Source organism: Variovorax paradoxus (genome assembly GCF_022009635.1).
Taxonomy (GTDB): domain Bacteria; phylum Pseudomonadota; class Gammaproteobacteria; order Burkholderiales; family Burkholderiaceae_C; genus Variovorax.
The window spans coordinates 2,286,660-2,311,015 of the sequence record NZ_CP091716.1 but is presented as its reverse complement, the minus strand read 5'-3'; the positions used below and the strand labels follow the sequence as shown (position 1 = coordinate 2,311,015).

The 24,356-nt window shown below is 69.2% G+C and carries 27 protein-coding genes; 14 read left to right on the top strand and 13 right to left on the bottom strand.

Annotation, left to right across the window (positions count from 1 at the left end; translation table 11 throughout):
* Positions 1–25: 25 nt before the first annotated feature.
* Complete coding sequence (hda, locus tag L3V85_RS10765) at positions 26–712, bottom strand: DnaA regulatory inactivator Hda (protein WP_295173997.1); 687 nt, start codon at positions 710–712, stop codon at positions 26–28.
* 139 nt (positions 713–851) lie between these two features.
* Between hda and purM the strand changes: the two genes are divergently transcribed.
* From purM to L3V85_RS10740, 5 genes are all read left to right on the top strand, one after another.
* The gene (gene purM, locus L3V85_RS10760) at positions 852–1,892 is read left to right on the top strand and encodes a phosphoribosylformylglycinamidine cyclo-ligase (protein WP_237679283.1); all 1,041 of its coding nucleotides are present in this window, start codon (positions 852–854) and stop codon (positions 1,890–1,892) included.
* 51 nt (positions 1,893–1,943) lie between these two features.
* Complete coding sequence (locus L3V85_RS10755) at positions 1,944–3,035, top strand: AI-2E family transporter (protein WP_414080206.1); 1,092 nt, start codon at positions 1,944–1,946, stop codon at positions 3,033–3,035.
* A gap of 125 nt (positions 3,036–3,160) precedes the next feature.
* Positions 3,161–3,721: a cysteine hydrolase family protein gene (locus L3V85_RS10750; RefSeq protein WP_237679282.1), complete on the top strand. Its 561-nt coding sequence runs from the start codon at positions 3,161–3,163 to the stop codon at positions 3,719–3,721.
* A complete protein-coding gene (locus L3V85_RS10745) occupies positions 3,718–4,344 on the top strand; it encodes a DJ-1/PfpI family protein (RefSeq protein WP_237679281.1) in 627 nt (208 codons plus the stop codon). Before L3V85_RS10750 ends, L3V85_RS10745 begins: the two co-directional genes overlap by 4 nt.
* Entirely contained in the window at positions 4,305–5,309 is a 1,005-nt protein-coding gene (locus L3V85_RS10740; RefSeq protein ID WP_237679280.1) for a GlxA family transcriptional regulator, read from the top strand. Before L3V85_RS10745 ends, L3V85_RS10740 begins: the two co-directional genes overlap by 40 nt.
* A gap of 10 nt (positions 5,310–5,319) precedes the next feature.
* Here L3V85_RS10740 and L3V85_RS10735 read toward each other — a convergent pair whose 3' ends face one another.
* The 7 genes from L3V85_RS10735 to murJ form a co-directional block, all read right to left on the bottom strand.
* Complete coding sequence (locus tag L3V85_RS10735; RefSeq protein WP_237679279.1) at positions 5,320–6,930, bottom strand: M14 family metallopeptidase; 1,611 nt, start codon at positions 6,928–6,930, stop codon at positions 5,320–5,322.
* Between the two features lie 52 nt (positions 6,931–6,982).
* Positions 6,983–8,215: an RNA polymerase sigma factor gene (locus tag L3V85_RS10730; RefSeq protein WP_237680541.1), complete on the bottom strand. Its 1,233-nt coding sequence runs from the start codon at positions 8,213–8,215 to the stop codon at positions 6,983–6,985.
* Positions 8,216–8,271: 56 nt separating this feature from the next.
* Positions 8,272–8,697 (bottom strand): YciI family protein, encoded by a 426-nt coding sequence (locus tag L3V85_RS10725; RefSeq protein WP_237679278.1) that lies wholly within the window; start codon positions 8,695–8,697, stop codon positions 8,272–8,274.
* Positions 8,698–8,734: 37 nt separating this feature from the next.
* Positions 8,735–9,166, bottom strand: a complete 432-nt coding sequence (locus tag L3V85_RS10720; RefSeq protein ID WP_237679277.1) for a YciI family protein — start codon at positions 9,164–9,166, stop codon at positions 8,735–8,737.
* Positions 9,167–9,308: 142 nt separating this feature from the next.
* Positions 9,309–9,737, bottom strand: a complete 429-nt coding sequence (locus L3V85_RS10715; protein ID WP_237679276.1) for a bleomycin resistance protein — start codon at positions 9,735–9,737, stop codon at positions 9,309–9,311.
* 1 nt (position 9,738) lies between these two features.
* Positions 9,739–10,590, bottom strand: a complete 852-nt coding sequence (locus L3V85_RS10710) for a SirB1 family protein (RefSeq protein WP_237679275.1) — start codon at positions 10,588–10,590, stop codon at positions 9,739–9,741.
* A 77-nt stretch (positions 10,591–10,667) separates the two neighbouring features.
* The gene (gene murJ, locus L3V85_RS10705; RefSeq protein ID WP_237679274.1) at positions 10,668–12,221 is read right to left on the bottom strand and encodes a murein biosynthesis integral membrane protein MurJ; all 1,554 of its coding nucleotides are present in this window, start codon (positions 12,219–12,221) and stop codon (positions 10,668–10,670) included.
* 129 nt (positions 12,222–12,350) lie between these two features.
* Between murJ and rpsT the strand changes: the two genes are divergently transcribed.
* Complete coding sequence (gene rpsT, locus L3V85_RS10700; protein ID WP_007831346.1) at positions 12,351–12,665, top strand: 30S ribosomal protein S20; 315 nt, start codon at positions 12,351–12,353, stop codon at positions 12,663–12,665.
* Positions 12,666–12,761: 96 nt separating this feature from the next.
* On the opposite strand, the gene L3V85_RS10695 is transcribed toward rpsT, so the two are convergent.
* Positions 12,762–13,172: a DUF3579 domain-containing protein gene (locus L3V85_RS10695; protein ID WP_237679273.1), complete on the bottom strand. Its 411-nt coding sequence runs from the start codon at positions 13,170–13,172 to the stop codon at positions 12,762–12,764.
* Between the two features lie 161 nt (positions 13,173–13,333).
* Between L3V85_RS10695 and L3V85_RS10690 the strand changes: the two genes are divergently transcribed.
* The 8 genes from L3V85_RS10690 to L3V85_RS10655 all read left to right on the top strand — a co-directional run bounded on the left by L3V85_RS10690 (position 13,334) and on the right by L3V85_RS10655 (position 20,622).
* Positions 13,334–14,542 (top strand): aspartate aminotransferase family protein, encoded by a 1,209-nt coding sequence (locus L3V85_RS10690; RefSeq protein WP_237679272.1) that lies wholly within the window; start codon positions 13,334–13,336, stop codon positions 14,540–14,542.
* Positions 14,539–15,501, top strand: coding sequence for an ornithine carbamoyltransferase (gene argF / locus L3V85_RS10685; RefSeq protein WP_237679271.1), 963 nt, complete (start codon positions 14,539–14,541; stop codon positions 15,499–15,501). The genes L3V85_RS10690 and argF overlap by 4 nt, the downstream gene beginning before the upstream one ends.
* Before the next feature lie 28 nt (positions 15,502–15,529).
* Positions 15,530–16,087 (top strand): hypothetical protein, encoded by a 558-nt coding sequence (locus tag L3V85_RS10680; protein WP_237679270.1) that lies wholly within the window; start codon positions 15,530–15,532, stop codon positions 16,085–16,087.
* A complete protein-coding gene (locus tag L3V85_RS10675) occupies positions 16,084–16,398 on the top strand; it encodes a YkgJ family cysteine cluster protein (RefSeq protein WP_237679269.1) in 315 nt (104 codons plus the stop codon). Before L3V85_RS10680 ends, L3V85_RS10675 begins: the two co-directional genes overlap by 4 nt.
* A gap of 77 nt (positions 16,399–16,475) precedes the next feature.
* Complete coding sequence (kynB, locus tag L3V85_RS10670) at positions 16,476–17,126, top strand: arylformamidase (protein WP_237679268.1); 651 nt, start codon at positions 16,476–16,478, stop codon at positions 17,124–17,126.
* Between the two features lie 10 nt (positions 17,127–17,136).
* The gene (kynU, locus tag L3V85_RS10665; protein WP_237679267.1) at positions 17,137–18,414 is read left to right on the top strand and encodes a kynureninase; all 1,278 of its coding nucleotides are present in this window, start codon (positions 17,137–17,139) and stop codon (positions 18,412–18,414) included.
* On the top strand, positions 18,411–19,271 hold the full coding sequence (gene kynA, locus L3V85_RS10660; protein WP_237679266.1) for a tryptophan 2,3-dioxygenase: 861 nt from the start codon (positions 18,411–18,413) through the stop codon (positions 19,269–19,271). Before kynU ends, kynA begins: the two co-directional genes overlap by 4 nt.
* A gap of 100 nt (positions 19,272–19,371) precedes the next feature.
* Complete coding sequence (locus L3V85_RS10655; RefSeq protein WP_237679265.1) at positions 19,372–20,622, top strand: SMI1/KNR4 family protein; 1,251 nt, start codon at positions 19,372–19,374, stop codon at positions 20,620–20,622.
* 10 nt (positions 20,623–20,632) lie between these two features.
* Here L3V85_RS10655 and L3V85_RS10650 read toward each other — a convergent pair whose 3' ends face one another.
* Genes L3V85_RS10650 through L3V85_RS10635 form a run of 4 tightly spaced genes read right to left on the bottom strand, consistent with a single transcriptional unit; the run spans position 20,633 to position 24,341 of the window.
* Positions 20,633–21,817 (bottom strand): FAD-dependent monooxygenase, encoded by a 1,185-nt coding sequence (locus L3V85_RS10650; protein WP_237679264.1) that lies wholly within the window; start codon positions 21,815–21,817, stop codon positions 20,633–20,635.
* A 4-nt stretch (positions 21,818–21,821) separates the two neighbouring features.
* On the bottom strand, positions 21,822–22,124 hold the full coding sequence (locus L3V85_RS10645; RefSeq protein ID WP_237679263.1) for a DUF6587 family protein: 303 nt from the start codon (positions 22,122–22,124) through the stop codon (positions 21,822–21,824).
* Positions 22,125–22,153: 29 nt separating this feature from the next.
* On the bottom strand, positions 22,154–24,049 hold the full coding sequence (feoB, locus tag L3V85_RS10640; protein ID WP_237679262.1) for a ferrous iron transporter B: 1,896 nt from the start codon (positions 24,047–24,049) through the stop codon (positions 22,154–22,156).
* Complete coding sequence (locus tag L3V85_RS10635) at positions 24,042–24,341, bottom strand: FeoA family protein (protein ID WP_237679261.1); 300 nt, start codon at positions 24,339–24,341, stop codon at positions 24,042–24,044. The genes feoB and L3V85_RS10635 overlap by 8 nt, the downstream gene beginning before the upstream one ends.
* Positions 24,342–24,356: the final 15 nt, after the last annotated feature.

Here is a 24,356-nt window from a genome sequence, read left to right as displayed (position 1 = left end):
TTGGTTGAAAGCCTAGTTCGCTCTTTTATTCGTTCTCGAGCATGGAGCGGATCAGCGGAATGGTGATCGCCCGTTGGGTCTGCAGGGCATAGCCGTCGAGCTGCGAGAGCAGCTCCATCAGGCTGCCCAGGTCGCGGCTGAAGCGGTGAAGCATGTAGTCGAGCACGTCGTCGGACAGCATCACGCCGCGCGCGTCGGCCGCCTGGCGCAGCACCGCGCGGCGTTCGCTTTCGCTCAGCACCTGCAGGTGGAAGACGTGGCCCCAGCCGAGGCGGGTGCGCAGGTCTTCGCGCAGCGGCAGGTCGGCCGGCGGCAAGGCGCCGGCGGCAACCACGCCGCGCTGCAGGGTCTGGGCGTTGACGAACCAGTTGAAGGCCGCGTGCTGCTGCACCGCGGTGTAGAGGTGGACGTCGTCGAGCAGGACGGCGCCCCAGCGCTCGTCGAACTCCGGCGGCTCCAGCAGGCCCGCGTGCAGCCAGCCCACGCTGGCGCCCTGCTCGCGCAGTGCGACACGCACCGATTCGAGCAGATGGGTCTTGCCGCTGCCGCCTTCGCCCCACAGATAGGTCGGCACCGGCGAGTGCAGCGCGGGGGCGCCGGCGCCGCCCACCCACACTTGCAGGTGTCGCAGCGCCGCCTCGTTGGGGCCGGCAAAAAAGGCGTCGAAGCTGGGGCCCGTCGCAATGCCGATATCGAGCGCGAGCTGTTTCATCCCGGGAAGGTTCATGGAGGGGGCCGCGAGGGCCCTTAAAATCGTGAGGAATTCTATCGGCCCGGCCAACATGGTTACCGGGGCCGCCTTCCGCTCCTACTCCCCGCGTCCTTTCGCGTCCTTCCGACCTCGACCACCCATGACTTCCTCCACGCCCACCCCGCTCAGCTACAAGGACGCCGGTGTCGACATCGATGCCGGCGACGCACTGGTCGACCGCATCAAGCCGCTCGCGAAGAAGACCATGCGCGAAGGCGTGCTGGCCGGCATCGGCGGCTTCGGCGCCCTGTTCGAGGTGCCCAAGCGCTACAAGGAGCCGGTGCTGGTGAGCGGCACCGACGGCGTGGGCACCAAGCTCAAGCTGGCCTTCGAATGGAACATGCACGACACCGTCGGCATCGACCTGGTGGCCATGAGCGTCAACGACGTGCTGGTGCAGGGCGCCGAGCCCCTCTTCTTCCTCGACTACTTCGCCTGCGGCAAGCTCGACGTGGACACGGCCGCCGCCGTGGTCGGCGGCATCGCCCGCGGCTGCGAACTCTCGGGTTGCGCGCTGATCGGCGGCGAAACCGCCGAAATGCCCGGCATGTACCCGGCCGGCGAATACGACCTGGCGGGCTTCGCGGTCGGCGCGGTCGAAAAATCGAAGATCCTCACGGGCCAGAACGTCAAGCCCGGCGACGTGGTGCTGGGCCTGGCCTCGGCCGGCGTGCATTCCAACGGTTTCAGCCTGGTGCGCAAGGTGATCGAACGCGCCGGCGCAGACCTCCCCGCCACGCTGGACGGCAAGCCCTTCCGCGAAGCCGTGATGGAGCCCACCCACCTCTACGTGAAGCCGGTGCTCGAAGCGCTGGGCAAGCACCCGATCAAGGCGCTGGCCCACATCACCGGCGGCGGCCTGCTGGAAAACATTCCGCGCGTGCTGCCCGAAGGCACCGCCGCCCACCTCAAGAAGGGCAGCTGGCCGCAGACCGAGCTGTTCGCCTGGCTGCAGAAGGTGGCCGGCATCGACGACATCGAGATGAACCGCACCTTCAACAACGGCATCGGCATGGTCGTGGTCATCGATGCGGCCGAAGCCGCCGCCTGCGCCGCCACCCTGCGCGCCGCCGGCGAGTCGGTCCATGAAATCGGCGTGATCGCCGAGCGTGGCGAAGGCGCCGCGGTGGTCGTCGGCTGACCGCCGGCTGCTCCGTCCGATAACCTGAGCAGAGCACGCGACACCCCCCGGATGGCCAAGAAGCCGCAACCCATCACCCCCGCCGTTGCGACGGCCCCCCTCCACCGCCCGACGGCCTCCCGCGGCGTGATGATCGCGAGCTACCTGCTGATGCTGGGCGCGCTCCTGCTGGTGATGTGGGAGCACCTGCTGCCCGGATTGCTGTGCGTGTGCATCGGCTTCCTGGCCACGCGCTGGTTCGCGCGCGTGCTGACGGGCGGCCTGCAGCGCATTCCGCCGCTGGGCAGGCGCCCTGAAAGGGCCATCGGCTGGGCCAACGTGCTGGCCGTGATCCTGGTGCTGGTGGGGCCGATCGCGCTGCTCACGGTGCTGCTGTCGCAGGCCCGCGAATACATCGTCGACGCACCCGACCAGTACCGCGAGCTGCTCGACTACACGGCGCGCACGGTGCTCGAGCTGCGCTCCAAACTACCCGGCGAAATCGCGGCCTACCTGCCCGAGGGCGCGGCCGAAATCCAGCGCGTGATCGCCAATTACCTGCGCGCGCAGGCCGGCTCGCTGGCCATGGCGGGCCGCGCCTGGCTGCACGGGCTGCTCTTTTCCTATGTGGGACTGATCGTCGGCGCGCTGGCGGCCGTGGCGCATGCGCCGCTGCGCCGCCTGCCGCTGGCCGACCAACTGCACCAGCGCGTGCAGACCTTCGGCGAGGCCTTCGGCCAGATCGTCGCGGCCCAGTTCTGGATCGCCGCCTTCAACACGCTGCTGACGGCCATCTTCCTGCTGTTCGTCATGCCGCTGTGGGGCGCGCACCTGCCCTACACGCCCGCGCTCATCACCCTCACCTTCCTGGCGGGGCTGGTGCCTATCGTGGGCAACCTGGTGTGCAACTCGGTGATCACGCTGGTGGGGCTGTCGGTGTCGCCGGTCACGGCGGCCGCGTGCCTGATCTTCCTGATCGTGATCCACAAGGCCGAATACGTCATCAACGCCAAGGTGGTCGGCGCCCGCACGCAGATGAGCGTGTGGGAACTGCTGGCCGTGATGTTCGTGGCCGAAGCGGTGTTCGGCCCGGCAGGGCTGGTTGCGGCGCCGCTGTACTACGCGTACCTGAAGAAAGAGCTGCAGGCGGCCGCGCTGGTCTGACGGCAAAGCATCCGGACAGCGATGTCCGGATCTGATCGATTCTGGTCCGACGCCGAGCGGCCCACAGGCTGGCCGCGCGAAAGAATCGGGGGCATCATCCACTCCGCACCTTGCGAGCCGCCGCCATGAAAACCTGTCTGATTGTGATCGACGCACAGGAGTCGTTCCGCCAACGCGCCTACTGGAACGAAGGCCTGGCCGCAGCCTACCTGGGCGCCCAGAACGCCCTGATCGAAGGCTGCGCCGTGGCCGGCCTGCCGATCGTGCGGGTCTTCCATACCGACGAGCCGTCGGATGCGAGCAACCCCTTCGCGGTCGAATCGGGCCATGTGCGCCCCATCGCCGGGCTGGCGCACTTCGAGGCTGCCGCCACCTTCACCAAGCACCGCCACAGCGCGCTGGTCAACAGCGGGCTCGACATCTGGCTTACGCAGAACGGCATCGGCCGGCTGATCGTGAGCGGCATCCGCACCGAGCAGTGCTGCGAAACCACCACCCGCCACGCCTCCGACCTGGGCTGGGAAGTCGACTACGTGACCGACGCCACCCTGACCTTCGACATGATCCAGCCCGACGGCAGGCCGCTTCCCGCCGCCGACATCAAGGCCCGCACCGCTACCGTGCTGCACGGCCGCTTCGCCACCGTCTGCACCGTGCCGCAGGCGCTGGAACGGGCCGTGGCATGAGCAGCCTGCGCGTAGTGATCCTGGCCTTCGACGGCGTCGAGGCGCTCGATTTCGCCGGCCCCTTCGAGGTGTTCACCACCGCGAGCCGGGTCAGCCAGCGGATGAGCTCCGGCACGGCGGCGCACTTCGAGGTGACCTCGGTCGCCCTGGGCCAGCCGGTGCAGGCGCGCGCCGGCCTGCGGCTGCTGGCCAGCCACGCGCTGGCGGACAGCCCGCCGGCCGATGTATTGATCGTTCCCGGCGGCGTGGTCGATGCGCCGATGGCGAGCCCCGACACGCTGCGCTGGATTGCGCAGACCGCGGCCGGCGCGCAGGTCGTCGCCTCGGTCTGCACCGGCGCCTTCCTGCTGGCCGCAAGCGGCGTGCTGACAGACCAGGCCGTCACCACCCACTGGGAAGACATCGCCGACCTGCGCGCGCAGTTTCCCGCGCTCGACGTGCGCGAAGACGTGCGCTGGGTCGACACGGGCCGCATCGTCAGCTCGGCCGGCATCAGCGCCGGCATCGACATGAGCCTGCACCTCGTCGAACGGCTGGCCGGGCGCGAGCTGGCCGAACGCACCGCGCGCCAGATGGACTACGCATGGACCCGCAACCCCGGCAGCAGCAGCCCATCCGCGTAGTCTTCGTCCTCCTGCCCGGCAGCCTGGTGCTCGACTGGGCCGGCCCGGCCGAGGCGCTGCGCATCGCCAACCAGCGGCTGCGCGCCGCGGGCCAGCCCGAGCGCTTTGCCATCGAATTCGCAAGCCCCCGCCCGACTTCGACGGGCTCGGTCGGCATCGCGCTCACAGGCCTCGCGCCGCTGCCCACAAGCTGGGACGGCCCCGGCTGGGTCGTGCTGCTCGGACTGCCCGGCGACTCCATTGCCATCGACAACCCGGAGACCCAAGACCTGCTGCACTGGCTGCGCGGCCAGCGCTTCGAACGCGGCCGGCTGGAGCTGGTGACGATCTGCGCCGGCGCCGTGCTGGCGGCGCATGCCGGCGCGCTCGCGGGCCGGCGCGCGACCACGCACCACCATCACCTGGGCGAACTGCGCACGGTGGAGCCGCGCTGCGACGTGGTGGCCAACCGCGTGTTCGTGATCGACCCGCCGCTCTACAGCAGCGCGGGCGTGACGACCGGCATCGACCTGATCCTTCACCGTATCGGCGAACTCTGCGGCGAGGCGCTGGCGGCGCAGGTCGCGCAGACCATGGTGGTCGCGCTGCGGCGCGGCCCGCAAGACCCGGAGCTGTCGCCCTTCCTGGCCTACCGCAACCACCTGCATGCCGCGCTGCACCGCGTGCAGGACGCGGTCAGCGAGCAGCCGCAGGCCGACTGGAGCGTGCCGCGCATGGCCGAGGTGGCGCACACCTCGGCGCGGCATCTCACGCGGCTGTTCATGGAGCATGCGGGCGTGGCGCCGCTGGCCTACCTGCGCCGGCTGCGGCTGGCGGTGGCGCAGCTGGCGCTGGCCTCGGGCGCCAGCGTCACGCGGGCGGCGGAGCAGTCGGGCTTCGGTTCCGACACGCAGTTGCGCCGCGCCTGGCATCAGTTCGGGCTGCCGGGATCGCCGTCTGAGGCCGGGCCGGCTTTCAAGGGCTGAGCGGCAGCGCTCAGTGCCAGACGCCCGCGGGCGGCGGGCCAGGCACGCGCAACAGCTTGTCGTCGCCGATCTCCAGCAGCCGGTTGGCCGCGTAGCTGTTCTGCGAATCGGGCTCCAGTGCGGCGCTGATCAGCGGCGACAGCGGCTGCGCCAGCGACACGTAGAAGCTCCCCGCCTGCACCACCGCGCGCCCGGCCCGGGGCCGCACGCGGAAGCTGCGGATCGGCTCGCCGTCCTCGATGGCGCCGCGCGCATCCTGCCGCTGGCCGTCGGACTGCGAGAGGATCTCGTAGCGCTCGACCTGCCAGGGCGCCACGCCGTCGATGCGCTCCACGCGCACGCCCAGCATCTGCAGCCGCTGCACCGCCACGCTCTCGCTGGCCGCGAGCAGGTAGCCGCAGGGGCGCGGGCGGGCGTTGGCGATCTTCAGCGGATCGGCCGCGCGCCATTCGACATCGACGGACTTGTCTTCCCCGCTCCTCGCATCGAGAAAATCCAGCCGCTGCCGCGTCGTCGTCTGCCAGGCCTCGACCACCAGATCGCCGTGGCAGGCCTCGGCCCGCGCGCGCTGCGCCGCCTGCGCCGTGAGCTGCATCAGCGCCTGCCCCTGCCTCGCCGCCGTCTCGATGACGGTGGTGGCCGCCAGCACCTGCGTGTGCACCCGGCGCGCGAAGTGCGCGCGGCCCAAACCCACGCCGCGCACCTCGAGCAGCAGGCTCACTGACTGGCGCAGCCCGCTCACGTTGCGGCCGGTGTCGGGCTGCACGCCGCCCATCGACACGGTGCGGTCGGAACTCTTGCCGCCGGAGGTGGTGTGGTACTTGAAGCCGCGCAGCCCTTCCTGCGCGAAGGCGGCCTGGATGGCATCGACGTAGTCGCGCTGCGCGCTCGCCGCGATGCCGGGGTCGAGGTTGCCCACGGTGGCGGGCTGTAGCAGGGCGTCGTATTTCATGACGGCGCCGAACTTGTCGATCCATCGGCCGCCGACGGTGAACTCGTGCAGGTCCAGCACCACCTGCGGCCGGTAGCGCAGCGTGATGGCCGCGAGCGTGCGTGCCTCCGGCGTGCGCAGCAGCAGGTGGTCGCGGTTCACGTCGATGCCGTTGGCGGTGACGCGAGTGAAGTGCTCGGCGCCGTCGGGGTTGCCGCGCGGCACCAGCACGAGGTTGATCTTCTGCAACAGCGCGGCCCCTGCCCCGGTGGCGAACTGCTGCGCGAGCACCAGCACCGCCTCGCCGCCGGCCGGCTCGTTGCCGTGCTGCTGGCCGATCACCATCACCGTGGGCCGCATCGGGTCGAAGCGGCCCTGGTCGGCGAGCAGCACCAGCGGCAGTTCGCGGCCCTGCTGCGAATTGCCGAGCCGCTCGACGCGCACGTTCGGCGACTGCCGTGCCAGGTCGTCGATGAAAGCCAGCACTTCGGCGTGGGAAGGAAAGTCGGTGCGCCCGGCACGAAAGCCCGGTGTGGCGTAGCTCGCCTGCGGATCGGGAAAGCGCGCCGCGACGGCGGCCGGCTCGGTCCACGCCTTGGAAGGTTCGAACTGCGCCTGAGCGGCTCCCGCCGACAGCAGGGCAAGGCCACAGAAGGCACAGAGGAAGCGGAAAGTCGGGGTGCTGGGCATGGCGCGCATTCTCCTCTCGGGCATGCCGCCAAGGCTTCAGGAGCCGTTCAGTTCACTCGACGATGCAGGCCCGCGCACGCGCGAGCAGCAAGGCACGTTCGCGCGTATTGCGCGTGAGCGAGGCGGCACGGTCGAACTCCTTGCGCGCCTCGTCGCGGCGGCCCAGCTTGAAGAGCAAATCGCCGCGCACCGTCGGCAACAGGTGGTAGCCCTTGAGCGCCGGCTCGTCCGTGAGGGAATCCACCACCTCCAGCCCCGCCGCCGGACCGAAGGCCATCGACAGCGCGACAGCGCGGTTGAGCTCGACGATGGGCGACGGCGCGAGGCCGGCCAGCGCGTCGTAGAGCGCGGCGATGCGTGCCCAGTCGGTTTCGTCGGCGGTGCGCGCGCGGCCGTGGCAGGCGGCGATGGCGGCCTGCAAGGCGTAGGGGCCGAGCGCGCCGCCGAGCGACTCGGCGCGTGCGAGCGCTGCCAGGCCGCGACGAATCAGCAGCTGGTCCCAGCGCGCGCGGTTCTGTTCGAGCAGCAGCACCGGCTCGCCCGAGGCGCCGACGCGCGCGGCGGTGCGCGAGGCCTGGATTTCCATCAACGCCACCAGCCCGTGTACCTCCGCCTCCTTCGGCACAAGCTCGGCCACGATGCGGCCCAGGCGCAGGGCCTCGTCGCACAGCGCGGGGCGCATCCAGTCGTCGCCGGCGGTGGCCGAATAGCCTTCGTTGAAGACCAGGTAGATCACTTCCAGCACCGAGGCGAGCCGCGCTTCGAGTTCGTGCCGGCGCGGCACTTCGAAGGGCACGCGCGCCTCGGCCAGCGTGCGCTTGGCGCGCACGATGCGCTGGGCCACCGTGGCCTCGGGCACGAGGAATGCACGCGCGATCTCGTCGGTGGTCAGGCCGCCCATCACCCGCAGCGTGAGCGCCACGCGCGCCTCGGTCGACAGCACCGGATGGCAGGCGGTGAACACCAGCCGCAGCAGGTCGTCGCCGATGTCGTCGTCCAGTGCGGCGTCGACGGCGTCGGCGAAGTCGGCCTGCGCCATTTCGTGCCGCGCGTCGAGTTCGCGGCCGATCTCGCCGGCCTTGTGCTCGGCCAGTTGCAGATGACGCAGCCGGTCGAGCGCGCGGCGCTTGGCCACGGCGGTGAGCCAGGCGGCGGGGTTGTCGGGCACGCCGGCATCGGGCCATTGCTCGAGGGCCGAGACCAGCGCGTCCTGGGCCAGTTCCTCGGCCAGGCCCACATCGCGCACCATGCGCGCGACGGTGGCGATGATCTTGGCGGACTCCATGCGCCACACCGCCTCGACGGTACGGCGGATGGCGTCCTGGCGGCCCTCTCCAGCGGTCACGGCCCGGTCTTCTTGACCGTCTGCATCGAGGAAAACTCGGCGGTCAGCGCCTGCACCTCAGCCGGGTAGTCGCCGATCTCCTGGATCTGGCGGACCTCGATGACCTCGTTCTCGCCGCCCGGGCAGCGCGTGGCCCATTCGATGGCCGCGGCGCGCGATGGCACGTCGATGACCCAGAACCCGCCGAGCACTTCCTTCGCCTCGGCGAAAGGGCCGTCCACGACCTTGGGCTTGCGGCCCTTGAAGCTCACGCGCGCGCCCATCGAGGGCGGGTGCAGGCCGTCGCAGCTGACCAGCACACCGGCCTTCTGCATCGATTCGTTGTAGGCCATCATGGCCGACACCGCCTCGACGTCGTCGGGCACGGTGCCGGGCGCGGCGGTCTCGTAGCCGTGGGGAATCATCAGCAGCATGAATCGCATGGCTGTCTCCTTCGGTCCGGTTGCGGTTGCAGCGGCTTCAGCCGCCCGTCTTGGTGCGGGCCTCGGATTCGGCGCGCAGGCGCTCTTCCTGGGCGAGCAGCTCGGGCGTCATGGAGTCGCCGAAGTCGGCGGCCTCGAACACTTGGCGGATCTCGATCTCGCCTTCCTGGAAGGGGCTGCGCTTGATCCACTCGATGGCTTCTTCCTTCGACTTGACCTGGAACAGCCAGAAGCCGGCCAGCAGCTCCTTGGTTTCGGCGAAGGGACCGTCGATGACAGTGCGCTTGTTCGGGCCTTCGCAGCGCACGCGCACGCCCTTGGAGCTGGGGTGCAGGCCCTCGCCGGCCAGCAGCACGCCGGCCTTGACCAGTTCTTCGTTGAACTTGCCCATGGCGGTGAGGATTTCGGTGCTGGGCATCACGCCGGCTTCGGAATCTGCATTGGCCTTGACCAGAATCATGAATCGCATGTCGTTTCTCCTGAAGTTGATGAGGCTGGGAGCTGCTGGAAATTGCCTGCTCCTGTTCACACGTCGCACGGGCGGCAATCGGATCGACACGCTCGCATCGATCCATTTGTAATTTTGTGTTTCTGAAATTGAAGGGTGGCGTTCAGGGCAGGTAGCCGCAGAAGCGCAGCACATGGCCGTCGGGTTCGCGGATCGCGAATTCGCGCAGGCCCCAGGGCTGGGACACCGGCGGCTCGATGACCGTCACGCCGCGCTTCACGTAGGCCGCGTGCAGGCCGTCGATGTCCTTGCCGACGTGGATCACGATCTCGCCGCGCCAGGGCACGGCGCCGCGGGTGTTGCACTGCCACAGCCGCAGGTAGACCGGGTCGCCGTAGCTGCGGTCGCCCTTCTTCACGCGGGCGTAGCTGGGCGGTTCGCCGGCGATGAAGTCGAGCTCGAAGCCCAGCACGTCGCGAAACCAGCGCGCGGCGCGCGACACGTCCGACACCGGGAGCACCGGCTGCACGCCGTGGAATTCGTGCAGGGTGCCCAGGTCGGGCGCCGGGCTCACACCGGCCTTGGTGTCCATTTCAATTGGCCATGCGGCGCAAGGCGGCGACGCGCTCGGCGATCGCATCGATGTCCAGGGCGTCTTCGGCCTTCGACAGGTAGGTTTCGAGGTCGCGCACGGCCTGCGTGGTGTTGCCCTGCTCGGCGTGCGCGATGCCGCGGTCGCGGTACTCGCCCCAGGCGCCGGGCAGCAGCGCGATCAGCCGGTCCTGCACCGCGATGACGCGCTGCCAGTCTTCCTGCGCGTGGTGCACTTCCTTCAGGTTGCGCAGCATGCGGGCGATGATCTCGCGCGAGCTGGCCGGCTGCAGGTACAGGCCCAGCGGCACGTCGAAGTCGCCCACCAGGCCGTTGCTGCGCTTGTAGGGCTCGAGCCGCTCGCCGAGCTCTTCGCGCGACAGCGACTTGCCGGTGAACGGATCGATCACCACCTGCCCCTTGGGCAGCGTCACCTTGAGCATGAAGTGGCCCGGAAAACCGATGCCCCTGGCCTGCAGGTCCAGGCCCTGCGCCAGCTCCATCCACAGCACCGCCAGCGAGATGGGAATGCCGCGGCGGGTGCGCAGCACGGCGTTCAGGTAACTGTTGTCGGGGTCGTAGTAGTCGTTGAGGTTGCCGCCGAAGTTCAGGTCGTTGAAGAAGAACTGGTTCAGCGCGCGCAGCCGGGCCAGCGGGGCGGCGTCGGCCGGCAGGCGGCGCTTGAGGCGGGCCAGCAGTTGGTCGACGTCGCCGAGCACCTGCTGCACGTCCAGGTCGGGGTATTCGTCCTGCGCCAGGCTGGCGGCGGCTTCGAGCAAGGGAAAGTGATCGTCGCTGCGGACCAGCGATTCGAAATATTCCAGTGCGGTAGGAACCTGAAAGCTGAACGTCATGTGTCTTTGTAGAGGAGCCCGCCAGGGGCGTCAAGGCGTGGCATCCGGGGATTGCCAACCGCTCCGGATGCGCGCGCTCAGCGGCGCAGGAAACTGCGCAGGCGAACGCCCACCGCAGCCAGCACGCCGAAGTAAAGCACCACGGAAGCGGCGATCAGCGCGGCCAGCAGGCCGATGCGCAGCAGCCGCTGCTCGCGCAGGCCGATCCAGTCGAAATGCGCCGAACCCCACACCAGCAGCGCCGCCAGCACCAGCGTGCCGGCCAGCACCTGCAGCGCGAACTTGCCCCAGCCGGGCTCGGGCTTGTAGCTGCCGCGGCGGATGAGGCCGACCAGCAGCCAGGTGGCGTTGACGAGCGCGCCGATGGCGATGGTCAGGGTGAGCGCCGCGTGCTGCAGCACCGGCACCAGGAAGAAATTGAGCACCTGGGTGAATACCAGCACGCCCACGGCGATCAGCATCGGCGTGCGCGTGTCCTGCTTGGCGTAGTAGCCGGGCGCCAGCACCTTGACGGCCACGATGCCGATCAGCCCCACGCCGTAGCCGGTGAGCGCGAGCGCCGTGCGCCGCACGTCGTCGCCGGCATAGGCGCCGTTGTGGAAGAGCACGGCCACCAGCGGCTGCGCGAAGAGCAGCAGCGCCACGGCACAGGGCGCGGAAAGCAGCACCACCAGGCGCAGGCCCCAGTCGAGCAGCGACGAATAGCGCGCGTCGTCCTTGGCGGCGCGGGCGCCGGCCAGCTGCGGCATCAGCACCACGCCGAGGGCGACGCCGAGCATCGCGGTCGGGAACTCCATCAGGCGGTCGGCATTGACCACCCAGGTCACGCTGCCCGCCGCCAGGTGCGAGGCGATCTGCGTGTTGATGAGCAGCGAGATCTGCGCCACGCTCACGCCCAGCAGCGCGGGCAGCATGAGCTTCATCACCTTGCGGGTGGTGGGGTCGGTCCAGGCGGCGCGAAGCGCCCTGAAGCTGGCGCCGACGCGGGGCATGAGCCCGAGCGAGCGCAGGGCGGGAATCTGCAGGGCCAGCTGCAGCATGCCGCCGACCAGCACGCCCACGCATTGCGCATAGATCGGCTCGATGCCGTAGCGGCGAAAGAGCGGCGCGCCCACGGAAATCGACAGGATCAGCGCGATGTTGAGCAGCACCGGCGACGCCGCCGGCACCGCGAACTTGCGCCAGGTATTGAGAATGCCGCCCGCCAGCGCCACCAAGGACATGAAGCCGATGTACGGGAACATCCAGCGCGTCATGACCACGGCCGAATCGAAGCCCGCCAGACCGCTCGCCATCGCCCACACCATCAAAGGCGCGGCCACCACGCCGATCACGCACACCACCACCAGCGTCCAGGTCAGCAGCGTGGCGACATGGTCGATGAGCTGGCGGGCGCCCTCCTCGCCGGCCTCGGTCTTGCGCCCGGCCAGCACCGGCACGAAGGCCTGGCTGAAGGCGCCCTCGCCGAACACACGGCGAAACAGGTTGGGAATGCGGAAGGCGACGTTGAAGGCGTCGGTCAGCGCGCTGACGCCGAAAACCGAGGCAAAAAGAACGTCGCGCACGAGGCCCGTGATCCGCGAAGCGAGAGTCAGCAGGGAGACGGTGGAGGCGGATTTGAGCAGGGACACGGGGGCCGAGTGTAGGCCCCGCCGGGCGCCGGAACGGGCCGATTCGGGCGCGAATTCGGCGAAAGGGCCAACCCGGCCTATAATGGAGGGCTTTGCTGCATCATCCTCAGACATCTAAGGAACTAAATCATGGCATCCGCCAAGCCCAAGAAAAAGAACCCGCGCCTCGCCTCCGGCCGTAAGCGCGTCCGCCAGGACACCAAGCTCAACGCTGCGAACACCTCGCTGCGCTCCAAATACCGTACCGCTGTCAAGAACGTCGAAAAGGCTGTTCTGGCTGGCGACAAGACCAAGGCAAGCGAACTGTTCGCGAAGGCCCAGAGCATCGTCGACACCGTCGCCGACAAGGGCATCTTCCACAAGAACAAGGCAGCCCGCGACAAGAGCCGCCTGTCGGCCAAGGTCAAGGCCCTCGCCCTGGCGCCTGAAAAGGCCGCCGCCTGACACCTGTCAGGCAAGCCCGGACCGGAATCCTCCGGTCCGCCGTTTGATCGGGGTGCGCTGCAGCAAAGTGTAAAAAACCGCCTTCGGGCGGTTTTTTCATGGGCGATCGGTCTTGGGGGGCTCGACGGGAATCACGGGCGCGGCCGGGTCCGAACGCACGGTGGCGGCCACCGGGGTCTGCGCGGCCTTGGGCACGGCCGGCGCGGGTGGCGCCGGCGAGACCTCGGAAACCTGCAGGTCGTTGTCCTTGGCGAAATTCACGCAGAAGTCCCAGGCCATGGGCTCGGCGTCGCGCAGGTCGCGGTTCACGATCACGCACTTCACGCCGTTGATGGACGTCGGCACGCACCAGGGGGAATAGCTGAGGTAGCTGCCCGGAAAGGCGCCGCCGGGGCGAAAAGAGCTCATGACACCGGCCAGACGCTCGGCCCAGTCGCTGGGTCGGAAAGTGCGTCCATCGCGGGTGATGCCCTGGATGAAGATTTCTTTGGCTGTGGGGGAAATCATCGTTGAATGAGGCGACCGCGGCAGGTGCTGCGGTGCAACAAGCGATTCTATCCGCGCCACTTTTTGCATCCTGAACATGGGGCATCGCTGTAATGCGGAATCCTCAACGAAGCCGTCAAACCGCACGCCTAGAATCCGCGTTCCCTATCTGGAGAACCCGAATGAGCGCTACCGCCCAGCCCACCTCGCCCCACGTCATGAACACCTACGGTCGCCTGCCGATCGCACTGTCGCACGGCCAGGGCTGCCGAGTCTGGGACACCACGGGCAAGGCCTACATCGACGGCCTCGGCGGCATTGCCGTCAACACCCTGGGCCACAACCACCCCGAACTGGTGCCCGCCCTGCAGGACCAGCTGACCAAGCTGATCCACAGCTCCAACTACTACCACGTGACCGGCCAGGAACAGCTCGCCACCAAGCTGACCGAGATTTCCGGCCTCACCAACGCCTTCTTCTGCTGTACCGGCCTCGAAGCCAACGAAGCCGCCCTGAAGCTGGCCCGCAAGTTCGGCCACGACAAGGGCATCGAGCGCCCCGAAATCGTGGTCTATGAAGCCGCCTTCCACGGCCGCAGCATCGCCACCCTCTCGGCCACCGGCAATCCCAAGGTGCAGGCCGGCTTCGGCCCGCTGGTCGAGGGCTTCATCCGCGTGCCGCTGAACGACATCGAAGCATTGAAGAAGGCCACCGAAGGCAACCCGAACGTGGTCGCCGTGTTCTTCGAGACCATCCAGGGCGAAGGCGGCATCCACCCGATGCGCGTCGAATACCTCAAGCAGGTGCGCGCGCTGTGCGACGAGCGCGACTGGCTCATGATGATCGACGAAGTGCAGTGCGGCATGGGCCGCACCGGCAAGTGGTTCGCGCATCAGTGGGCCGGCATCAAGCCCGACGTCATGCCGCTGGCCAAGGGCCTGGGCTCCGGCGTGCCGATCGGCGCCGTGGTGGCCGGCCCCAAGGCCGCCAACATCTTCGGCCCGGGCAACCACGGCACCACCTTCGGCGGCAACCCGCTGGCCATGCGCGCCGGTGTCGAGACCATCCGCATCATGGAAGAGCACAAGCTGCTCGAGAACGCCGCCACCGTCGGCGCCCACCTGAAGGCCGCGCTGGAACGCGAAATCGGCGGCCTGCCCGGCGTGAAGGAAATCCGCGGCCAGGGCCTGATGATCGGCATCGAGCTCGACCGTCCCTGCGGCGTGATCCTGAACCGCGCCTGCGACGCCGGCCTGCTGCTGAGCGTCACGGCCGACAAGGTGATCCGCCTCGTGCCCCCGCTCATCCTGACCATCGCCGAGGCCGACGAGATCGTCGCCATCCTCGCGCCCATCGTCAAAGCCTTCCTGTCGGAGCCCGCACCCCAATGACGACCGCCACCGCGAACACCATCCGGCACTACCTGCAGTTCGCCGACTTCACGGCCGACGAATACGCCTACCTCTTCGACCGCATGGCGGTCATCAAGAAGAAGTTCAAGACCTACGAAAAGCACCAGCCGCTGGTCGACCGCACGCTGGCCATGATCTTCGAGAAGGCCAGCACGCGCACCCGCGTGAGCTTCGAGGCCGGCATGTACCAGCTCGGCGGCAGCGTGGTGCACCTGACCACCGGCGACAGCCAGCTGGGCCGCGCCGAGCCCATCGAGGACAGCGCCAAGGTCATCAGCCGCATGGTCGACCTGGTGATGATCCGCACCTACGAGCAGACCAAGATCGACGCCTTCGCCGCGCACTCGCGCGTGCCGGTCATCAACGGCCTGACCAACGAGTTCCACCCCTGCCAGATCCTGGCGGACATCTTCACGTACATCGAGCACCGCGGTTCACGCGACGCCGGAGGCGACGCACTTTCTTGCCTTAAGGGCAAGACCGTGGCCTGGGTGGGCGACGGCAACAACATGGCCAACACCTGGCTGCAGGCGGCCGAGATCCTGGGCTTCACGGTGCACGTGAGCACGCCCAGCGGCTACGAGGTCGACCAGTCGATCGCCGGCATCCGCTCGGGCGACAGCTACAAGGTCTTCAAGGACCCGATGGAAGCCTGCCGCGGCGCCGACCTCGTCACCACCGACGTCTGGACCAGCATGGGCTACGAAGCCGAGAACGAGGCCCGCCGCAAGGCCTTCGCCGACTGGTGCGTCGACGAGGACATGATGCGCGCCGCCCAGCCCGACGCCCTCTTCATGCACTGCCTGCCCGCCCACCGCGGCGAGGAAGTGCAGGCCGAAGTCATCGACGGCCCACAGTCGGTGGTGTGGGACGAGGCCGAGAACCGCCTGCACGCCCAGAAGGCGCTGATGGAGTTCCTGCTGCTCGGCAGGCTCTGAGAGCCGTTCGATCCGCGAGGCGCCGCGCATGGAGCTGATGACCCGCTACCTGCCGCGCTACCAGTTCGCGGAAGAACACAGCCTCCATGTGCCGGCCTCGCCGGTTCGCGTGCTCGACATGGCGGCCCGGCCCGATGTGGTCGACGACCCGGTCGCCCGCCGCCTGATCGCGCTGCGCGAGCTGCCGAACCGGCTGGCCGGGCGCCTGGGCTTCGCGTCGGCCCTGCGGGACCGGCCGGCCTTCAGCCTCGACGAATTCACCTTGCTCGGCCGCGACGGCGAACGCGAACTGGCCTTCGGCCTCGCGGGCCGTTTCTGGCAGTCGGACTACGGGCTGGTCCCGCTGGCCGATGCAGGCGCCTTCGCTGCGCTCGACGCCACGGGCCTTGCCAAGCTGGTGCTCAACTTCACCGCCCAGCCCGAGGGCCGGGGCACGCGCCTGACCACCCGCACCCGCGTGTGGTGCGGCGACGACGCGGCGCGCCGCCGCTTCACCCCTTACTGGCTGCTGATCCGCCCCGCGAGCGGGCTGATCCGCCGCCGCCTGCTGCGGCGCGTGCACGACGCCGCCCTTCTTGCCCCATGAACCCCTGCCAGCAATGCGGCGCCTGCTGCGCCGCCTACCGCGTCGACTTCAGCGTGCACGAGCTCGACGAGAACGGCGGCAAGGTGCCCTCCGGCCTCGCCGTCGAGGTGAACGAGAGCCTCTGCCGCATGCGCGGCACCGATCACACGCCCATGCGCTGCGCCGCCCTCACCGGCAAGATCGGCCAGTCCGTGAGTTGCGGCATCTACGAATGGCGGCCCAATCCCTGCCACGAGCTGCAGTCGGGCAGCGACGCCTGCGAACGCGCGCGGGCCCGGCACGGCCTGCCGGCGCTGTCGTCGCTTCACTGAACCTCGCTTCAACTCGTCACGCAGGGTGTTGGAAATAACCGACACCACGACCCCTCGCCCGGCGCTAACTTCGCGCCATGGCTTCATCACATCAGCAACGCATCTGGGACATTTCACCGCCCGTGCATGAAGGCGCGCCGGTCTTCCCCGGCGACACGCCCTACCAGCAGCGCTGGGCCGCGACCATCTCGCCCGGCTGCCCGGTGAACGTCAGCGAGATCAAGCTCTCGCCCCACGTCGGCGCGCATGCCGATGCCCCGCTGCACTACGACCCCGATGGCCAGACCATCGGCAACGTCGACCTCGCGCCCTTCCTGGGCCCCTGCCGCGTGATCCACGCCATCGCCCAGGGCCCGCTGATCGAGTGGGAGCACATCGCCCACGCCATCGACAGCCACCTGCCCCAGCGCGTGCTGGTGCGTACCTACGACAGCATGCCCGTCGGCCACTGGGACCCGCAACTGGCGGCCTACGCGCCCGCCACCGTGGAGCGCCTGGCGGCCATGGGCGTGAAGCTCATCGGCATCGACACCGCCAGCATCGACCCGGCCGACAGCAAGACGCTGGAAAGCCACCAACGCATCCGCCGCCTCGACCTGCGCGTGCTCGAGAACCTCGTGCTCGACGACGTGCCCGAGGGCGACTACGAACTCATCGCGCTGCCGCTGAAGCTGGTCAGCGCCGATGCCTCCCCCGTCCGCGCAGTACTGCGCGAACTCCCCCGCTGAAACCTCCACCATGACGACTCTTGCAGACTGCCGCGCGCTCGACGCGCAAGACCCGCTGCGCGCCTTGCGCGACCAATTCATCGTGCCCGAGGGCGTGCTCTATCTCGACGGCAACTCGCTCGGCGTGATGCCCAAGGCCGCGCCCGCGCGCATCGCCGAAGTCGTGACCAAGGAATGGGGCGAAGGCCTGATCCGCTCCTGGAACACCGCGAGCTGGTTCGACCTGCCGCAGCGCCTGGGCGACAAGGTGGCCCGCCTGATCGGCGCCGCGCCCGGCGAAGTAGTGTGCACCGACAGCACCTCGGTCAATCTCTACAAGGTGCTGTTCGCTGCGCTCTCGCAGCAGAAGGAAAGCGGCCGCAAGCTGGTGGTGAGCGAGCGCAGCAACTTTCCGACCGACCTCTACATTGCCGAGTCGCTGTGCCGCGAGCGTGGCTTCACGCTCAAGCTGATCGACGCGAGCGAATTGCCCGGCGTGCTGACCGACGAAGTGGCCGTGCTGATGCTCACGCACGTCAACTACCGCACCGGCGCCATGCACGACATGAAGGCAATCACCGCCGCCGCGCACGCCGTGGGCGCGCTCACGGTGTGGGACCTCGCGCACAGCGCGGGTGCCGTGCCCGTTGCGCTGAACGACAGCGACGCCGACTACGCGATCGGCTGCGGCTACAAGTACCTTAACGGCGGTCCTGGCGCGCCGGCCTTCGCGTGGGTCAACACGCGGCACGCCGGCCAGTTCGAGCAGCCGCTGTCGGGCTGGTGGGGCCACGCGGCGCCCTTCGAGTTCACGCCGCACTACCGCCCCGCGCCGGGCGTGGGCCGCTACCTCTGCGGCACGCAGCCAATCATCGCGCTGGCCGGGCTCGAATGCGGAATCGACACCGTGCTCGCGGCCGAAGCCTTCAATGGCGCCGGCGGCGCGATGTCCGCGCTGCGCGCCAAGTCGCTCGCGCTCACGGACCTCTTCATCGCGCTGGTCGAAGAGCGCTGCGCCGGCCACGGCCTCTCGCTGGTCACGCCGCGCGACCATGCGCTGCGCGGCTCGCAGGTATGCCTGAGCCGCAATGAAGGCGCCTACGCCATCGTGCAGGCGCTGATCGCGCGCGGCGTGATCGGCGACTACCGCGCCGGCGATTCGCAAATGCCCGACATCCTGCGCTTCGGCTTCACGCCGCTGTACATCGGCTTCGAGGACGTGTGGAACTCGGTAGAGCACCTGGTGCAGGTGCTCGAGACCGGCGATTGGCGACGCCCTGAATTCAACCGCAAGAACGCAGTGACATGAGCCCCGACAAGAGCCCCGCGACAAGCCCCGAGAACATCGTTCACGAAGAAAAGGCGCAGCTGGATTTCAGCGTGTCGATGAGCTACGGCGACTACCTGCACCTCGACGAGATCCTCAACGCGCAGCATCCGCTTTCGCCCGCGCACGACGAGATGCTGTTCATCGTGCAGCACCAGACCAGCGAACTCTGGATGAAGCTCATGCTGCACGAGCTGCGCGCCGCCACCGCCTGCATCGCCGAAGAGAAACTGGCCGACGCCTTCAAGATGCTGGCCCGCGTGAGCCGCATCATGGAACAGCTGGTGAGCGCATGGACCGTGCTCTCCACCATGACGCCGCCCGAGTACACGGCGATGCGCCCCTATCTCGCCAACTCCAGCGGCTTCCAGAGCGCGCAGTACCGCTGCATCGAATTCGCGCTCGGCAACAAGAACGCCGCCATGCTCAAGCCGCACGCGCACCGCGCCGACCTGCTCGCGCAGGTTGAAGCGGCCTACCGCGCGCCCTCGCTCTACGACGAATCGCTTCGCCTGCTCGCGCGCCACGGCCTGCCCGTGCCCGCCGACCGGCTGGAGCGCGACTGGACGCAGCCCTACGAGCCGAGCGACGGCGTCGAGGCCGCATGGCTCGCCGTATACCGCGACCCGCATGCGCACTGGGACCTGTACCAGCTCGGCGAAAAGCTCACCGACCTCGAAGACGCCTTCCGCCTTTGGCGCTTTCGCCATGTGACCACGGTCGAGCGCGTGATCGGCTTCAAGCGCGGCACCGGCGGCACCGGCGGCGTGAGCTACCTGCGCAAGATGCTCGAAGTGGTGCTGTTCCCCGAGATCTGGAAGCTGCGCACCGACCTCTAGGCGCGCCCCACCTGGCAAACGCCCTCATGAAGCTGGGGTGGTCCGGATTGCCCCGTTGGCTCAAAGCGCTACAGTTTTGGAAACAACGGAGGCCACCGCCATGCACGACATCCGGTTCACACCCGACGAGCTCTCCACCCTGCGCGAACACGGCGTCGTGCTGTTCGCCAACCGCGTGATCTTCGATGCGCAGCCGCCGATGCCCCAGGCGCAGATCGCCGCGGTGCAGGCGCTGTGCGCGGGGCCGATTCCCGGTGGGCTTCTCGCGCTGTGGGAAGTCACCGCGGGCGGCCAGCTGGACTACGACCTGTCGCTCGAGATGAACGGCAACCTCGAAGGCATCAGCTGGACCGAGCTCTTCTGGAACGGCAGCGACAGCTATCACGACCTGCAGGGCTGGATCGACCACGAACAGGAACTGGCGCAGGAAGCCGCCGAAGAAAGCGGCGAGCCGTGGAGCGGCAAGCTCACGCACCTGCCCTTCGGCGGCTTCGAGTACACCGACCGCATCTACGCGGTGGTCGAGCCCGGCGCCGAGCACGGGCAGATCGTCGCCTGGAAGAAGGGCCTGCCGCCGGCCTGGACGCACGCGCTGCACGAGGACAGCGTGAACACCATCGCCTCCGACCTGATGAGCGCCTTCGCGGCGCTGCACCTGGACGAAGACCCGCTCGCTCCCACGAGCGACTATTTCGCGGGCCAGACGCTGCTCGAGTACCTGGACGACCGGCACGAGGAACACGGGCTCGACCTCGACCTGATGGACAAGCTGGTCGCCTTCTATTCGCGCGCCGTGGTCGACTGGCGTACGCCGCTGGCCGAAGGCACGCTGCGCCACAAGCCTGCGCTCGCGCGCGTGGCCCTGCGCCATGCCATCGCGACGGACGACGCCGGCCTGATCGCGCAGCTCGCCGCCGCGGGCGTGGGCTTCGACGGGCCGCTGCAGGGCAGCGCGCTGGCAGTCGATGTGGCGGTGGGGCATGGCGCCTTCGCCGCCGCGGCGGCACTGGTGCGCGCCGGCGCGCCGGTGGCGGCCGATGCGCTTCGCAACATCGACGGGCAGATCGCACCCGAACTCACGGCCGCGCTGCTGGCCAACGGCGCGGAGCCCAACGTGGCGGCCATCGTCAAGTGCGCGGCCTGCGGTGCGCCCGCGAGCGCGCACCTGATCGCGGAGGCCTGCGAGCGGGCCGGCATCGACGTGGCGCCGGCTTTCGTCGCGGACCGCGATGCCATGCTGCAGGAACTGGAAACCACGCTCGCGAAGATGCAGGACGGCAAGCTGGGCCACTACCTCGGACAGGAAGGCATCGCCGAGCGCATCGAGCACCTGCAGGCGTTCAGGCTCTGAGCCTTCTGGCCTACCCGCCGTAAAGCCAGGGCTGGTCGAGCAGCTTCGCGCCCAGCAGGCGCATCGCGATGTCGCGGCCCAGCCGCACCGGGCCGGTCGCGTGGAAGATTTCTCCGTTGCGGCGCGCCCTGGCCTGCACCTGTGCGTTGCGCGCCCAGCGTGCCTCGGCATAGCGCGCGAAGGCGGCGGGCACCTCGGCCGCGCTGCCCTCGCCCAGCGCATCGGCCAGCGCCAGCGCATCTTCGATGGCCATGCCCGCGCCCTGCGCGAGGTAGGGAACCATCGGGTGCGCGGCGTCGCCCACCAGCGCGACGCGCTCGTGCGCCATCTCGGCCGCGCCGGTCATGGGCGCCCGGTCGCCGAGCGACCATGCGCGCCAGCCGGGCATGGCGTCGAGCAATGATTGCAGGCCGGCGCAACTGCGCCCCATCGCCTGCCTGAGTGCGGCGATGCTGCTGGCCTGGTCCCAGTCGCGCGCATCGCCGGCGGGCGCGGATTCGGCGATCACCACCACGTTGAGCCAGTCGCCGCCGCGCACCGGATAGGCAACCGCATGCAGGCGCGGGCCCAGCCAAACGTCGACCTGCCGGCGGCGCATGGCAGCCGGCAGCTTCGCCTGCTCGATCAGCGAGCGCCAGGCCGTGTGGCCGGTGACGCGGGGCGACTGCGCGGCCGACGGGGTGTCGAGCTGGCGCCGCACCAGGCTCCAGAGGCCGTCGGCGCCGACGATCGCCTCGCCTTCCCAGGCGCGCGCGTCGTTGCTCGACATGCAGACGAGGTCGTCGCTGGTCTCCACCTGCGCGATGCGCGCGGCGGTGACGAGCGCACCGGTGCCGCGCGCGCGCACGGCTTCGAGCAGCAGGCCGTGCAGGTCGGCACGGTGCACGCAGAAATAGGGGGCGCCGTAGCGCTGCTGCATGGTGTCGCCGAGCGGCATGCGGGCCAGCTCGGAGCCGCTGTCGGCGCTGTGCACCACCAGCGCATCGGGCCGCGCCGCGATGGCCGCGAGGCCCTGTCCCAGATCAAGCTGCTGGAGGCGCCGCGTGGCGTTGGGGCCGAGCTGCACGCCGGCGCCGATTTCGCCGAAGACGGCGGCCTGCTCGAAAACGTCGGCCCGGTGCCGGTGCCGGGAAAGCGCCAGCGCGGTGGCCAGCCCCCCGATGCCGCCCCCGGCGACGAGGATGTGCGCGGGCATCGGCTCAGCGGCTGTGCGTGGACGACAGCGCGCTGGACGTGGGGCTCGCGGCCTTGTCGGCTTCGGTGGGTTTGAGGGGTGTCTTGGGAGCGCAGCTTCCGCAGCTGTCGCACGAGCCGCAGCCCGATGTCTTGGCCAGCGAGGCGGCCAGCTCCCTGGCGCGCTCTTCGTCGACCCAGCCCGCGCGGTGCGTGCCGGCCGCGAGCTTCTGCGCGGCACCGCGCCGCCAGCCTGCGGGCATCCAGCGCCAGACCGCATAGAACGCGGCGGCGGCGACGATGAATCCGACGATCAGTTGCTGTGCCATTTCTTCCTCTAACCTTTCAACGGGAGGTTTTAACCTGCTCCGAGTGCCACCGCAACGCGGTAGGTGATGAAGCAGGCCATATACGCAAGTGCGAACAGGTAGCCGGCCATGATCCACACGTACCGCCACGAACCGGTCTCGCGCTTCACCGCCGCCAGCGTCGATATGCACTGCGGCGCGAACACATACCAGACCAGCAGCGACAGCGCCGTGGCCAGCGACCAGCTGCCGGCGATCAGCGGCTCCAGCTGGCCCGCCACGTCGTCGCCCGTGGCCGACAGCGCATACACCGTGCCCAGCGCGCCCACGGCCACTTCGCGCGCCGCCATGCCCGGCACCAGCGCGATCGAGATCTGCCAGTTGAAGCCGATGGGCGCGAAGATGTGCTCCAGGCCGCGCCCGATCATGCCTGCCAGGCTGTACTGGATGGCAGGGCCGGTCGCGCCTTCGGGAGGCGACGGGAAGGTCGAGAGGAACCACAGCAGGATCGTGAGCGTGAGGATGATCGTGCCCACGCGCTGCAGGAAGATCCATGCGCGCTCGTACAGGCCCAGCGCCAGGTTGCGCGGATTGGGCCAGCGGTAGGCGGGCAGCTCCATCATCAGCGGCGAATGCGCGGTGTTGTCGCGAAAGCGCTTCATCACCCATGCCACGGCCATGGCCGAGACGATGCCGAACACGTACAGCGCGAACAGCACCACGCCCTGCAGGTTGAACACGCCGCCCACGGTGCGCGCCGGAATGAAGGCCGCGATGAGCAGCGCATACACCGGCAGCCGCGCCGAACAGGTCATGAGCGGCGCGATCATGATGGTGGTGATGCGGTCGCGCCAGTTGCTGATGGTGCGCGTGGCCATCACGCCCGGAATCGCGCAGGCGAAGCTTGACAGCAGCGGAATGAACGAGCGGCCCGACAAACCCACCGTGCCCATCACGCGGTCGAGCAGGAAGGCCGCGCGCGGCAGGTAGCCGGAGTCTTCCAGCGCGAGGATGAACAGGAAAAGAATCAGGATCTGCGGCAGGAAGACGATGACGCCGCCCACGCCCGCGATCACGCCGTCGACCAGCAGGCTCTGCAGCATGCCCTCGCCCATGTGCGTCTTGATGAGCCCGCCCAGCGCCTCGGTGCCGGCCTTGATGGCGTCCATCGGCACGTTGGCCCAGCTGAACACCGCCTGGAACATCAGGAACATGGTGACGGCCAGCACCAGCATGCCCCACACGGGGTGCAGCACCACGCGGTCGATGCGGTCGCTGGTGGCCAGGCTGCCCACCGGCTCCTTCACGGCCAAGCCGAGAATGCGGCGAACCTCGCGCTGCGTGGCGAGCACGTCGTCCAGCCCCGGCGCCTGCCAGGGCTGCGGCGCGGCGGTGGCCACGGGCAGGTCGAGCGCCTCCAGCAGGCCCTGCGCGCCGCCGGTGTGCACGCCCACGGTCTCGATGACCGGGATGCCCAGCTCGCGCGAGAGCACGGCGGTGTCGACCGCGATGCCCTGCTTCTTCGCCATGTCGGTCATGTTGAGCGCCATCACCATCGGAAGGCCGAGCCGCCGGGCTTCGAGCACCAGCCGCAGGTTCAGCCGCAGGTTGGTGGCGTCGGTGACGCACACCAGCAGCTCGGGCAAGGCTTCCTTACTCTGGCCGGTGACGATGTCGCGGGTCACGGCCTCGTCGGCGCTCAGCGCATTCAGGCTGTAGGCGCCCGGCAGATCGAGCACGAACACGCGGCGGCCCGAGGGCGTGCGAAGCGTGCCTTCCTTGCGCTCGACGGTCACGCCGGCGTAGTTGGCCACCTTCTGGCGGCTGCCGGTGAGCAGGTTGAACAGCGCGGTCTTGCCGCAGTTGGGGTTGCCCAGCAGCGCGATGCGCCCCGGCTGCGCAGTGGCGGCGAAGCCACCGGGCCCCTGGATGACGGCCTCAACCATGGTGGGCAGCCCCCGGCGTCACGTGGATGAGCGCGGCCTCGTGGCGGCGCAGCGCGAAGGTGGTGTGACCCAGGCGAACCGCCAGCGGCTCGCGGCCCGGAAGGCCGCTGGCCACGATGCGCACGGCCTCGCCGGGCACGAAGCCGATTTCGGTCAGGCGCAGCACGAGTTCGCGGTCGTCGGCGCTCTCGGGGCGCGCCACGTCGAGCACGGTCGCCCACTGGTTGTTCGGAAGCTGGTCGAGGTGCAGGACGGCGGGTGCCGGCGCTGCGCCGTTGTCTTTGGTGTGCACGGTGAGGGGGCGCCC

Excerpts from the sequence above, each read along its gene's own strand:
- L3V85_RS10735 (WP_237679279.1), bottom strand. The coding sequence starts at position 6,930 with ATGCCCAGCACCCCGACTTTCCGCTTCCTCTGTGCCTTCTGTGGCCTT.
- L3V85_RS10730 (WP_237680541.1), bottom strand. The coding sequence starts at position 8,215 with ATGGAGTCCGCCAAGATCATCGCCACCGTCGCGCGCATGGTGCGCGAT.
- kynB (WP_237679268.1), top strand. The coding sequence starts at position 16,476 with ATGGCTTCATCACATCAGCAACGCATCTGGGACATTTCACCGCCCGTG.
- L3V85_RS10710 (WP_237679275.1), bottom strand. The coding sequence starts at position 10,590 with ATGACGTTCAGCTTTCAGGTTCCTACCGCACTGGAATATTTCGAATCG.
- L3V85_RS10675 (WP_237679269.1), top strand. The coding sequence starts at position 16,084 with ATGAACCCCTGCCAGCAATGCGGCGCCTGCTGCGCCGCCTACCGCGTC.
- L3V85_RS10725 (WP_237679278.1), bottom strand. The coding sequence starts at position 8,697 with ATGCGATTCATGCTGCTGATGATTCCCCACGGCTACGAGACCGCCGCG.
- kynU (WP_237679267.1), top strand. The coding sequence starts at position 17,137 with ATGACGACTCTTGCAGACTGCCGCGCGCTCGACGCGCAAGACCCGCTG.
- L3V85_RS10645 (WP_237679263.1), bottom strand. The coding sequence starts at position 22,124 with ATGGCACAGCAACTGATCGTCGGATTCATCGTCGCCGCCGCCGCGTTC.
- L3V85_RS10650 (WP_237679264.1), bottom strand. The coding sequence starts at position 21,817 with ATGCCCGCGCACATCCTCGTCGCCGGGGGCGGCATCGGGGGGCTGGCC.
- L3V85_RS10655 (WP_237679265.1), top strand. The coding sequence starts at position 19,372 with ATGCACGACATCCGGTTCACACCCGACGAGCTCTCCACCCTGCGCGAA.
- kynA (WP_237679266.1), top strand. The coding sequence starts at position 18,411 with ATGAGCCCCGACAAGAGCCCCGCGACAAGCCCCGAGAACATCGTTCAC.
- L3V85_RS10715 (WP_237679276.1), bottom strand. The coding sequence starts at position 9,737 with ATGGACACCAAGGCCGGTGTGAGCCCGGCGCCCGACCTGGGCACCCTG.
- argF (WP_237679271.1), top strand. The coding sequence starts at position 14,539 with ATGACGACCGCCACCGCGAACACCATCCGGCACTACCTGCAGTTCGCC.
- L3V85_RS10750 (WP_237679282.1), top strand. The coding sequence starts at position 3,161 with ATGAAAACCTGTCTGATTGTGATCGACGCACAGGAGTCGTTCCGCCAA.
- L3V85_RS10690 (WP_237679272.1), top strand. The coding sequence starts at position 13,334 with ATGAGCGCTACCGCCCAGCCCACCTCGCCCCACGTCATGAACACCTAC.
- L3V85_RS10720 (WP_237679277.1), bottom strand. The coding sequence starts at position 9,166 with ATGCGATTCATGATTCTGGTCAAGGCCAATGCAGATTCCGAAGCCGGC.
- L3V85_RS10755 (WP_414080206.1), top strand. The coding sequence starts at position 1,944 with ATGGCCAAGAAGCCGCAACCCATCACCCCCGCCGTTGCGACGGCCCCC.
- L3V85_RS10745 (WP_237679281.1), top strand. The coding sequence starts at position 3,718 with ATGAGCAGCCTGCGCGTAGTGATCCTGGCCTTCGACGGCGTCGAGGCG.
- hda (WP_295173997.1), bottom strand. The coding sequence starts at position 712 with ATGAAACAGCTCGCGCTCGATATCGGCATTGCGACGGGCCCCAGCTTC.
- L3V85_RS10695 (WP_237679273.1), bottom strand. The coding sequence starts at position 13,172 with ATGATTTCCCCCACAGCCAAAGAAATCTTCATCCAGGGCATCACCCGC.
- rpsT (WP_007831346.1), top strand. The coding sequence starts at position 12,351 with ATGGCATCCGCCAAGCCCAAGAAAAAGAACCCGCGCCTCGCCTCCGGC.
- purM (WP_237679283.1), top strand. The coding sequence starts at position 852 with ATGACTTCCTCCACGCCCACCCCGCTCAGCTACAAGGACGCCGGTGTC.
- L3V85_RS10740 (WP_237679280.1), top strand. The coding sequence starts at position 4,305 with ATGGACCCGCAACCCCGGCAGCAGCAGCCCATCCGCGTAGTCTTCGTC.
- L3V85_RS10680 (WP_237679270.1), top strand. The coding sequence starts at position 15,530 with ATGGAGCTGATGACCCGCTACCTGCCGCGCTACCAGTTCGCGGAAGAA.
- feoB (WP_237679262.1), bottom strand. The coding sequence starts at position 24,049 with ATGGTTGAGGCCGTCATCCAGGGGCCCGGTGGCTTCGCCGCCACTGCG.